Here is an 11240-nt window from a genome sequence, read left to right on the forward strand (position 1 = left end):
GCCCGCAACGCCCGATCCGCCGCCCACTGCCGCCGACCACCAGCTCGCCCCTCCGGCACGTCCTTCGCCTCACGACCCACCGCACACCTCCAGAATCGAGGTGTTGCGACGACCGATTGAATCCGCCTTGGGCACCGTTGTCGCTGTGGAAGATCGCACCGGTCAGGTTCCCGCTGCGGGTGGCCGCGGCGGCCTCGAGTGCGTCGTCACGCCGGGCCTTCCGTGCCCACCAGGCCGCAGCGGACACGATTCCGCATCAACGGATGCTGATACAGCATAGTCGATCGGGCGATGCCATACCGTGTCCCCATGACGACGCTGCCTGGGCTTCAAGCGAAGATCGCCGATTTCGATCGCAGCGCGATGAAAGGTCACTTCGTGGCCGTTGACACGATAGGATCTGCCAGTGGCAACTGACCTGGACTAACTGCACCAAAGGCGAGAGCGCTGCACGGCGCGGGAGAGGCAGCCCTACGCCGGGGTGTGCGTGCCCAGACGGTGCTGATGCTCATTCCTGACGCGGGCGAGGCCACAGTGATGGTCCTGCCCACTGGGAACGCACCAACCATTGAGCGCGCGCATCAATTAATGAAAGAACGGTCCGCGACCGGCTTAGAGTCTTGGACCGCGGAGGTTTCGCTGGGTCAACGCGGCGCGGCTGAGCTGTCGATGGGCGACCTGCCGAAACCGAGCGATCTGTTTGAGAAGCGTGAAGAGGCACTCGTCACGACGGCGATGACGAAGGACTCCGACAAGGTGGTCCGCCTAATGACTGGCAGCTACTCGTCCGCAACCTCAAGGAGCGTCTCAGTGGTCCAGTCATCCTTGAACAGGGGCGCCGAACATCCGAGCTACTCAGATTATTGGACATCCCACGGTAGCGAGGTGTCGTGGTCGCCGCTTTCCAGGAATCGGGTGAGCACGCGGGTGGCTGCTTCGCGGTCGACGAGGTCGTGGCGTGCGAAGTCGGCGAGTTGGCCGCCGCACACGAGGGGCACGGTCTCGTCGCCGGCACCGGGGTCGGTGAGCTGGAGGATTTCCTCGTCGGCGGTTTCACCGGTGACGAGGTAGAGCTCGGGGCCGCCGCCGACGGTGAAGTAGGCGAAGGGGTCTTCTCGGGTCAGCGTCACCTCGCTGGTCGCAGCTCCGTCCAGGCGGGCGATCGCGGTCTGGATGTCGGCTGCGGTGGGGGCGCTGTTTTCGTCGCTGTGGACGATGGGGCCGTCCCAGGTGTTGACGGTCAGGTTCACGGCAGCTCCTAGGGTGTGGGGACGGGCACCGGTATCGAGGGTCGTTTGGTGGCGTCGATGATGAACGTTCCCGATGGGGAGTGTACCGTCAGCCGGTCGATGCCCAGGCCGCGCATGAGCGAGCCGACGCCGCCGTTCGGGCCGCAGGACTTGCAGAAGTCGCGGTCGACGTAGAGGGTTGCCTCCTTCGCGGGTGCGTTGCCGCCGAAGAAGTTCTTGGCGCGTTGGAACGACTGTCCCTCGGCGTGGGTCTTCGTTTGTGCGTTGACCTTGATGTCGGTGGGCATGCCGTGGCCGTTGCGGCCGTAGAAGGACTGCCCGTCGACGTCGAGCCGGGACGCGGTGTGCTGGTCGAGTGGAGAACCCTGGGCGGGCATGCCCTGCTTGGCGCGGTAGGTGGCGAGGTCATCCCAGGGGTCCCCGTCCGGGGTGGCGCCGTTGCCGGTCTGATAGCGGCAGCCTGCGAGGCCGAGGGGGTCGAGGTAGCCGAGCGGGTTGTCGACGTAGGTCTGCGGGTTCGGGGATGGTTGCAGGCCGAGGGGGTCTGGGCTGAGGTAGGCGCCGGTCTCGGGGTCGTAGTAGCGGTGGTAGTTGTAGTGCAGCCCGCTCTCGGCGTCCTGGTACTGGCCGGGGAAGCGCAGCGGGCACTCAGCCGTACTGTCGGGTGCCGTGATCGTTCGGCCCCAGATGCTGCTGGTGGTGTGCCAGGCGACGCGGCCTTCGGGGTCGACGAGTTCTGTCGGTGTGCCGACGAGGTCGGTGACGATCGCGTGGAACTCGGCGTCGATCTCGTCCTGGGGAGCGTCATCGGCCCAGGTGCGGCGGACCTGGGCGACGGGCGTGTAGGTGCCGGGCTGGTAGTCCCAGGTCAGGGCACGGATGGTGCCGTTGGGGTTGGTGGTTATGGCTTCGGCCAGGCGGTCGCCGTCCCAGCTGAAGGTCACCGTCTCGCCGGGCGTGCCGTCCGCGGCGGTGGCGTGCTTCGCGGTGCGGCGGCCGAGCGGGTCGTAGGAGTAGCGCCAGGTCGTGCCGTCGGGCGTGGTCAGTTGCCGGAGCCGGTTTTCGGCATCCCAGGCGTAGACCCATTCCTTGACGACGCCGGACAGGGTGCGGCGACGTTTGCGGATCAGCCGACCGGCCGCGTCGTAGTCGTAGCTGGTAGGTCCGACCTGGCGTATCAGCGTGCCGTCGATCGCGCGCCGGGCGCTGTCGGTCTCGCTGTCCGCCGCGGGCGTGGCGGCGGGCTCGGCAGTCGCAGTGGCGAGGTTGCCGAGTTCGTCGTAGGCGTAGGTCTCGGACCAGTTCGCGCCGGTCACGGCGGTGACCCGGCCGCGCGGATCGAGGGCGAGGGATCGGTTTCCGCGCAACGCGTCGTCGATCTCGGTCGGCAGTCTGTCGGCGCGGTAGCTGTACGTGCGGGTCTGCACCGCCCGCCAGCTCGCAGCCCCGCCCTGGGGGCCGGGTTGCTCGTAGGCCCAAATCGCTTGGCCGGTGAGCTGGCCGAGGGCGTCGAAGCTCTGCGTCAGGCTCGCGGCCGGGCCGAGAGAGCGCGTGGTCTCGCGTCCGGCCGCGTCGTAGTCGAAGCCAAGTCGTCCGGCAGACGACTCGAGCGCCGCGGGCTTGCCGGCGGCGTCGTAGGTCCAGCTCGCCAGGATTCCGCTCGGGGTGGTGCGGGTGACGCGTTGTCCGTTGGCGTCGTACGTGTTCGCGGTCACCCGCCCGTCGATGCTCTCGGTCAGGATCCGGCCGAGCACGTCACGCGTGAATTCCAGCAGCGCACCCGGTCCCTCGGCGCGAGTGATGGCCCCGGCGGCGTCGTAGGTGAAGCGGTATCGCGCGGCGCCGACCTGCCGCTCGATGACCCGTCCGAGCGCGTCGCGAGTGTAGGTGATCTGCTGTCCTACAGGGTTGGTCTGCCGCACGAGACGACCCGCAGCGTCGAGCTCGTAGGTCTGGGTGGCGCCGTTGAAGTCGGTCTCGGAGATCAGGTTCCCGGCCGCGTCGTACTCATAGCGCCAGGTTCGGCCGGTCGGCCCGGTCACCTCGGTCAGACGAAGCTGGCCGTCATAAGCGAACTGGTAGCGTGCACCGTCCGGCTCGATGCGGGCGACGACCTGTTCGAAGGGCCCGTATTCGTAGCGGGTTACCGCGCCGTGCGGACCAGTGTGCGCGAGAAGACTGCCTTCGGGGTCGTACTCCCACCGTTCGGAAGACCCGTCCGGGTAGCGTCTCTCAGCCAGCTGCCCATCCACCGTCCAGGACAGCGTCGTGGTAGCCCCGGTCGGGTCCGTCACTGCGGCAATCCGACCAAACGCATCCCGCTGGATCTCGATCGCCGCGCCGAGCGGATCCTGGGCGCGGAGCGGAAGCCCTGCGGCGTTGCATGCGATGGTGCTCACTGCGCCGAGCGGGTCGGTGACCGAGGTCAGCCGCCCTTGCTCGTCGCGGGAGTACCGGGCGACGGCGCCGGTCGGGTCGGTGACCGCGACCAGGGCGCCGGACGCTGCGTACTCATAGCGCCAGAGCGCGCCATCGGATCCAACCACCTCGGCCGGCTGCCGGTGCGCGGTGTAGGCGATGGCGAGCCCGGTCCCGTCCGGACGGGTGATGCGCACCGGGTCGCCGAACCCGTCGCGCTCGATCCGGGTGATCTGCCCGAGTTGGTCGGTGGTCTGCGTGACGCGGCCGAACGCGTCCTTCTCTATCAGCTGCTCGTGTCCGAGCGCGTCGACGGCCTTGACGGTCTGCTGACGCTGGTTCCAGTGGTGGACGGTGGCGTGCCCGAGCGCGTCGGTGACCGTGGTTGTCCGGGCGACGAGGTCGTAGTCGAGCGCGACATCGAGGTACCCGCCGCTGCCCGAGCCGCGCACGACGCGACCGTCGCTTCGGTAGGTGTAGCGGTACTCGAACCCGTTCCGGTCCACCCAGCGGGTGATCCGGTCGTGCTCGTCATAGTCGAATGCGAGCGGGAGGCCTGAGCCGTTGACCACACCGGTCAGCCGTCCGGCGTGGTCATAGCGGAAGGCGCGAACCAGCGTTTCGGCCCCGCCCGACGGATCGGCCAGCTTCAGGGCACTGATGCGCACCCCGCCGCGGGTCTCGATCGCATCGAGCCGCACGTGGTAGCCGCCCGAGTGGTAGACATCAGTCGGGATCCCGTCCGCATCGTGCACGAACGTGATCCGGTTGCCCCCGCGATCGGCGATCGCGGCGAGCGGGCGGCAGATCTGCGGCGTCGAGCCAGGCGGAAACTGCAGTATCCAGCCGCGATCACCGAGTTCCACAGTGATCATGTCGTCCTTGCGGTCCCACTTCAGCGGCCAGCGCGGCCCGTGCGACGGCATGACCTGCTGGCCGTGCACCGTCGGGACCGGGTAGTGCAGTACCCGCCCGTCCTCGAGTGCCAGGTGGATCCCGTCGTCATCGATCTCGACACGCTGATCGAGCGTGGAGGCCCACGTAGCCCCGAAACAGCGCCCGTAGCCGTACGCCGAACCATGCCGACGCTCCAGAGACAGCGGCAGGACCCCGGGCAGCACGATGTCCTGTTGCGGCAGGAACATCTCTCCGGTCACCAGGTCGATCGGGTCGTCGGTCGCGCCGCCCTCCCCGTCCAGGTGCGCGCCCTCCTGAGCCTCCTGATCCGTCTCGGCCGCCAAGTTCTTCGCCTCGGACTCCGCCTGCGACGTCACCCCCTGGCCCTTGAACGGATCCCCGCTCTGGGCCGGCGAATGGACCGAAGTCGCCTCTGGCGGATGCTCGCCGATCTTCGTCATGTCCCGGCCGAGCTGCGCGTCACCGTCCAGATGCGCGGTAACGCCCTGGTCCACCGTTCGGGACGTGTCCTCGGCGAACTGCGCCGCCTTATGCGCTGCCTGCGGCAGGTACTCCTGCGCGTCGTTCTTCAGGCCGACGAATACGGCCTTCTCCTCGCCCCCGGCCGCCATATTAGAAGCTCAACCCTCCCAGCCCCGAGTGCAGCCGCTCGGCGTGCCCCCGCATCGTCTCCGCATGTCCACGCAACACCGCTGTATGCTGCGCCACGGCACCCGGGTCAATCGAGAACCCCTCGCCCATCCCGGACTCTCCACCGGGAGCGTTCGACCAGTCCAGCCCGGCCAGCGCCTTTTCGACCTTCGCGAACAGCGGCTTGGCCGCCGCCTCCACGATCTCGCCGACGATGTACTGGATGATCTGCTGCTTCAGCGTCTCCAGCAGCATCTTCGCACCTTCGATGATCAGCGGCGCCCCGGCCTCCGCGAGCCCGAACGTCGCCGCCGCGGCAGCCTGATCCGCCACGAACGCCGCAGCCATACCAATCAGTTCGCCAACCGCCTCAAGCTTCTGCGCGACCACGTAGTCCGCCCCCAGATCCAGTGCCTCCGCCAGGATCCGACACCCCTCCACGATTTCATCCACGTGCTGCGCCGATAGGTGGGACCAGCCCGAGTTCAGTTGTCGCGTCGAAGCCCCTTGGTACGCCTCACCAATGTTCTTTATTGCTGCCGTTGCATCCTGGTGGGTCTGCTCGACCGCCTGCCCGAACTCCCGCACCATCGAAGCGAACTCGCGCACCTGGTCTTCGTTCAGGTACGGCCAGGGCACGCCGATGACGTTCAAGAACGTCACGACCGGACCCGGCAGATCATCCGCGGCCACCAGCGACCACCCTCCCCATGCCAGTCCTGTCACAAGCGGTCCGCAACACCCCCGTTGCGTACCGTCCCGTACTGCCCGGGTGAGATTACCAGCACAGCGAATCGGCGGCAACGACTGTCAGGGAATGATGGCATCGCAGGTGTCGCGCGCCCATCGCAATCGCCGCAGCTCATGTGACATGGCGCATCGCAACAATAGAATTCAGCCATTGATTTATCGGGCTGATTTTTACGCGCTGCCCCGTCTCGGGCGCCTGTATCAGAAGGTTGTCTCCGAGATACATGCCGACATGACCGGGTGCCGAAGCGGTTCCGTCGGAGCCGGGGATGAACAGCAGGTCTCCCGGCTGGAGCTGGCTCACGTTGTAGATCGGGCTGCCGACCTTGACCTGCTCGAAGGTCGTGCGCGGGAGCTCCACTCCGATCCGCGCGTATGCGGCCTGGATCAGGCCGGAGCAGTCGTAGGCGTTCGGGCCGGTGGCGCCATAGACGTACGGCTTGCCGAGCTGGGCGAGCGCGAACGTGATGACCGCGGCGATTGGCGCGGGAGTGCCGGCAGGGATGCTGTAGCCGGCGGCGTTGACGGCCGCGGCGGCGACGGTGTTGTCGCCGGAGTCCGTGGGTGTGCACGTGGCGGCGTTGCCGGTGAACTCGGTTGCCAGGGCCGATGCCTCCGCGGACCACTTCTCGTATGCGTCGGGGAATGCGCTGTGTTGGACCGCCTGGGCGGCCGCCGTGGTGGACATCGAGCGCCAGCCGGGGACCTGCAGCAGTTGCTTGTAGAACTGCTGGGCCGCGTAGGTCGGGTTCATGATCTCGGCTGCGGTCCCCCAGCCTTGGGACGGGCGCTGTTGGAAAAGGCCGAGGGAGTCGCGGTCGCCGTAGTCGAGGTTCTGCAGGCCGGATTCCTGCAGTGCGGTGGCGATGGCGATGGTCTCGCCGGGCATCGGCACGCCCATACTGACCCCGACGTCGGCGATGATCTTCGCGTTGGCTAGCTGCGCGGTGGTCAGGTTCTTCGTATCGGCCGGGCCTGTTGCGCCGGTGCTGCATATGGAGCTGGTGGTCGAGTCGGAATCGGCGCCGACAGCGCCTGCGATGGCGGCGAGGGTGGCGACGGCGAGCAGCGGGGCGGATATGGCGGCGGCTACGGCGGTCTTGACGGGCATCTGCTTCTCCTCATCGAGTGGACTGGGCGGTGAAGGCGACAGGCAGGGCGGTCAGGGCGTGCTGGCGGTGGTCGATCTTCCACGGGAGCTCGTCGGCCGAGACCGCCAATGCGAGGTCCGGGAGGCGGTGGATCGCGCTCCACAGCGCGACGCGGACTTCCATGCGGGCGAGGGGGGCGCCGAGGCAGTAGTGGGGTCCGTGGCCGAAGCCGACGTGGCCGTTGCCCACCCGCTCAAGGTCGATCTCGTCGGGGTTGGGGATCTGCTGCGGGTCGCGGTTGGCGGAGGCGAGCGCGAACAGGACGGTGTCGCCGGCGGGCACGGTGCGTTCGCCGATTTTGAGGTCCTCGGTGGGGAAGCGGCGGATGGCGGTGAGCATCGGCCCGTCGCGGCGCAGCAGCTCCTCGACGAGGGCTGCCATGGTCGGGGTGTGCGGGTCGGGTTGCTCGCGCACGATCTCGGCGAGGTGCGGCTCGGCCAGCAGAGCGGCGATGCCGTTGGCGATCAGGTGCACGGTGGTCTCGAACCCGGCCCACAGGATCAGGAAAGCGAGCGAGGTCAGCTCGTTCTCGCTCAGCCGGTCGTCGCCGTCCCGGGCGGTGATCATCGCGGTGAGCAGGTCGTCGGCCGGTTCGGTGCGCTTGCGCTCGATCAGCCCGATCAGGCAGGCGGTCATGCCGGCCACCAGATCGCGGGTGGAGGGCCGGTTCGGGTCGTTCGGATCCATTAGCGACCGGGTGAAGCTCTGGAACGCGGCGCCGTCCTCCTCGGGGATGCCGAGCAGGTCGCAGATGACGACCACCGGGATCGGCGCCGCGTACTCGGCCACCAGGTCGGCCCGGCCGTTCGGCGCCATCGCGTTGATCAGCTGGTCGACCGCAGCCTTGATCCGCTCGCGCTGGGCTTCGACGCGGCGTGGCGTGAACGCGGAGGAGACCAGGCGACGCAGTCGCGCGTGGGCTTCGTCGTCGACGTTCATCAGGTGTGCGTCCAGCGCCGGGGGTAGGCCGAAGCCGACGTAGCCGTTGCGGGAGTTGCGCGTCTCGATCGACAGGCGCGGGTCGGACAGCAGGGCTTTGACGTCGGCGTACCGGCTGATCACCCAGACCTCTCCGCCGCTGGGCTTGACCGCCTGGTGGGCGCCGCCGTCCTCGCGCAATGCCGCGTATGCCTCGTAAGGACAGCCGGACAGATGCGGGACCATCTCGATCGGTTCGGTGAAGGGGTGGGCGGGGTTCACGAGGTACCTCCGGTCGGGGTCGGGTCAGGGTCGGGATCGGTGAGCTCGTTCGACGCGGTGGACCGTTTACTGAAGTGCTCGGTCACCTTCAACAGCCACGCCAGCTCGGCGTCGAGGTCGGCTGGGACGTTTCCCGCGGCGGACGAATCGGCTTGGTCGAGGGGTGGTGCAGCCTCGCGCGCATCGAGCGCGGCGTGGATTCCTGCGGCGGTGACCGCGGCGTCGAGGTCGTCGCCGACCAGGCCGTGGCGGTTGTAGAAGACGCGGGCGCGCTGGGCGAAGCCGGGGTCTTGGTACGGGCGAAGAGTGAGGATCCCATCTCGGATCTCAACGACGCGGCGGCCGGCGTGATACTCCGGGTCCTTCAACACGCGTGTCGCTGCGCGCACCCTGCCGAGGGCTCCCGTGGAACTCGAACTGCGGGGATCGTCGAACGCGATCGAGGGATCGAGCTCGTAAAAGCGTGCCCAGAGCGGCCGCAGCCGCGCATAGGCGATGAGGCGTCGAACTCGGCGAGCAGGGACGGAGATGCGCGGGCCCCACGTGTGCGCCGTGAGTCCGGCCATCACGAGCAGGGCGCCGAGTCCGGCCCCTACTTCGGCCACGTTCTCGAGGCTGGAGATGTCGACGCCTGCGCGGGCGGCGATGATGTCGGCCACGCGCATCAGTGCGTAGAGCAGACCGATTGCGGCGCCGATGGCTGTCGTGACCAGTCCGGTGCGGAGCCAGCTGCGGGTCGTCAGCCTCGCGTAGCGGCGGCACAGACGGATGAGCTCGATCTCGGCCGCGGTGTAGGTGAGCAGGTAGATCAGGAGGTATACCTCGTACTCGACTGATCCGCCGTACCACGCCTTGAACGCCTGCTGTTGGTGGTGTGCCGCAGCGCTTCGCAGGAAGAGCACGATCATCGCAGTGAGGACGAGAGCCGCGGCAACGATCGTGTTTCTGACTCGCCGGCGTGCCCAATCAAGCGGGTAGGACCACACCTGCAGCAAAGCGAGGGCGCTCGCGCTGTAACAGACGACCAGGCACATCGCGATGAGTGTGTTCGACTCGGGCAGCCCGGTCCAGGAATCGAGCCTGTTCCAGACCGCTTCCCAGCCCACTGTGAAGATCAGGGCGAAGAACAGGTAGAGCGACCAAGTGGCTAGGCGTGCCGGGTGATTGCGCATCGCCGGAACCTGCCTAGTCCGGCTGAGCACGACAACCCAGGCGAACAACGCGGCCAGTGGGTAGAGGGTGTCGTTCACTGGTCACCTCGCGACAGAGAGTTGGTGATGCGAGCGATGATCTCTTCAGCGGTCGGGTTCGTGGCTTTCGGCGCTTCACGCGTTTTCTGACGGCCGATTCGGCGCAGGATCAACGTGGCGATGAGTTCGGCTTCGAACTCGTCGTCGTCGTTGTAGGAGTCGCGCCCAAGTACGCGGAAGACGTCGCTGGCCCTTATCCCGGGCGCGATGGTGCGTACGAGATCCTTGCTGAGTTCACTGCCTGGTACATGACGGCGCAGGATGTGGGCGAGCTCGTGGAGGACGATGTGCGTCTGGTGCAGCTTCGAAGTGCTCGCTTCGTAGAAGACGTAGTCGGCCTGAGCCGTCCTCATCCACGTGCCGCAGAGGCCGCCGACGGCCATCGCGTGCGAGAGCAGGACGACGTCGCGGCCCTGCTGGCGACCGAACCACGAGCAGAATTCGGCCAATTCAAAAGGGTCGGGCAGCCATAGACCCTCGGCGAGCGCCGTGCACTCCTTACGCGACTGCTCGCGGTTCATCGCGGTTCACCCGACCCACGAAAGCACCCACGTTCGTACAGCCGGGTGAACCTGCGGGGTTGGGCTACTCGGTCGTGCCCGGGTCCTCGGCTGGGGGCAGTCCTTCGCGTTCGCGCACCATGTCGATCATCCCCAGCACGAGCTTGACGCTCTCGGGCGGCAGGCCGACGGTGCGCATCGCAACGTCCTGAACTCCGGCGTGCTGGAGCGCTGCCACGAGCTTGAGCTGCGCGTTGGTCTCCTCGGTGTTCTCGTGCGCGTCGAAGTATGACAACGGCACGTCGAAGAACTTCGCCAGCGCTTGGATCGCGTCCATCATCGGGTTCGTTCGTACGCCCGTGACCAGCTGGGAAAGGTAGCCGACCGACATCGACGGTCCACCGGCGGCATCGATCTCCCTGAGCACTTCCCGGTACGAGTACTTCTTGCCGTCCGGCTTGCGCTTGTTGTCGAACAGGAACTGGAGCCGCTGCGCGATGACGCTCGGCTCGACATTGTCGGGCGGGAGCGTCTGCTGCTCGTCGGACGGAGCCGATGCCGCAGGCCCAGCAGGAATCGGCGGCTCCTCGCCTGCGCCCGCGGACTGCTTGCTCATCGTGCGTCCCTTCTCCGTGTGCCAACTGCAGGAACGCCGTTGGCTGCCGTGAACACTTCTGGGCCATTTCAGTTTACCTCGTTCGCTCCGGTTGACAGGTCCGCCTTGGGTGATCTTATGGTGGTTTCATCCTGTTTGCATAGATGAACAGTTGGCCCGGTTCCGAGAAGTAGCGAAGCGCCACAGCTAGCACCTCGGGCTTACCGAACATCGCCAAACCAGCCAAAGGAGCAGGTGAAAGCAATGATCTCGATCGCTCTCCAGCACGTGGCCGCGAAGATGCTCATCCATCTCGGGGTGATCCCCGACCCGGCTCCGGCCGCGCCCGACGGGGCCTCCGCCATCAGCACGTTGCTCAGCTGGCTTAAGTACGGCTCGCTGGCGTGCTGCCTCGGCGCCATCGTGATCGCGGGCGGCATGATCGCCCTGGGGAACACCTCGCGCCGCGCCGAGATGGCCGAGCGCGGGAAGGTCACGCTGATCTGCGCCGTCATCGGAACGATCGTCATCGGGGTCGGCGGCACATTGGTCACCTCGTCGTACCACATGGTCTAGCC

The 11240-nt window shown here is 67.2% G+C and carries 9 protein-coding genes; 1 reads left to right on the top strand and 8 read right to left on the bottom strand.

All coding sequences use genetic code 11. The annotated features are described in order from the left end of the window. Positions 1–860: 860 nt before the first annotated feature. From KDK95_RS14575 to KDK95_RS14610, 8 genes are all read right to left on the bottom strand, one after another. Positions 861–1250, bottom strand: a complete 390-nt coding sequence (locus tag KDK95_RS14575; protein WP_212518687.1) for an Imm1 family immunity protein — start codon at positions 1248–1250, stop codon at positions 861–863. 8 nt (positions 1251–1258) lie between these two features. Continuing rightward, positions 1259–5197 carry a deaminase gene (locus KDK95_RS14580; protein ID WP_212518688.1) on the bottom strand — a complete coding sequence of 1313 codons (3939 nt, stop codon included), beginning with the start codon at positions 5195–5197 and terminating at the stop codon, positions 1259–1261. A gap of 1 nt (position 5198) precedes the next feature. Continuing rightward, positions 5199–5909: a WXG100-like domain-containing protein gene (locus KDK95_RS14585; RefSeq protein ID WP_212518689.1), complete on the bottom strand. Its 711-nt coding sequence runs from the start codon at positions 5907–5909 to the stop codon at positions 5199–5201. 169 nt (positions 5910–6078) lie between these two features. After that, positions 6079–7077, bottom strand: a complete 999-nt coding sequence (locus KDK95_RS14590) for a C40 family peptidase (RefSeq protein ID WP_212518690.1) — start codon at positions 7075–7077, stop codon at positions 6079–6081. Positions 7078–7087: 10 nt separating this feature from the next. Continuing rightward, positions 7088–8317: a cytochrome P450 family protein gene (locus tag KDK95_RS37415; RefSeq protein ID WP_212518691.1), complete on the bottom strand. Its 1230-nt coding sequence runs from the start codon at positions 8315–8317 to the stop codon at positions 7088–7090. Then, positions 8314–9567 carry an MAB_1171c family putative transporter gene (locus tag KDK95_RS14600; protein WP_212518692.1) on the bottom strand — a complete coding sequence of 418 codons (1254 nt, stop codon included), beginning with the start codon at positions 9565–9567 and terminating at the stop codon, positions 8314–8316. The genes KDK95_RS37415 and KDK95_RS14600 overlap by 4 nt, the downstream gene beginning before the upstream one ends. After that, complete coding sequence (locus tag KDK95_RS14605) at positions 9564–10088, bottom strand: hypothetical protein (protein WP_212518693.1); 525 nt, start codon at positions 10086–10088, stop codon at positions 9564–9566. Before KDK95_RS14605 ends, KDK95_RS14600 begins: the two co-directional genes overlap by 4 nt. Before the next feature lie 64 nt (positions 10089–10152). Beyond that, entirely contained in the window at positions 10153–10683 is a 531-nt protein-coding gene (locus KDK95_RS14610; RefSeq protein WP_212518694.1) for a helix-turn-helix domain-containing protein, read from the bottom strand. Positions 10684–10926: 243 nt separating this feature from the next. Between KDK95_RS14610 and KDK95_RS14615 the strand changes: the two genes are divergently transcribed. Further along, positions 10927–11238: a hypothetical protein gene (locus tag KDK95_RS14615; RefSeq protein ID WP_212518695.1), complete on the top strand. Its 312-nt coding sequence runs from the start codon at positions 10927–10929 to the stop codon at positions 11236–11238. The last annotated feature ends 2 nt before the right edge of the window (positions 11239–11240 follow it).

The sequence above is a fragment of the Actinospica acidithermotolerans genome, assembly GCF_018139625.1.
GTDB classification, from domain to species: domain Bacteria; phylum Actinomycetota; class Actinomycetes; order Streptomycetales; family Catenulisporaceae; genus Actinospica; species Actinospica acidithermotolerans.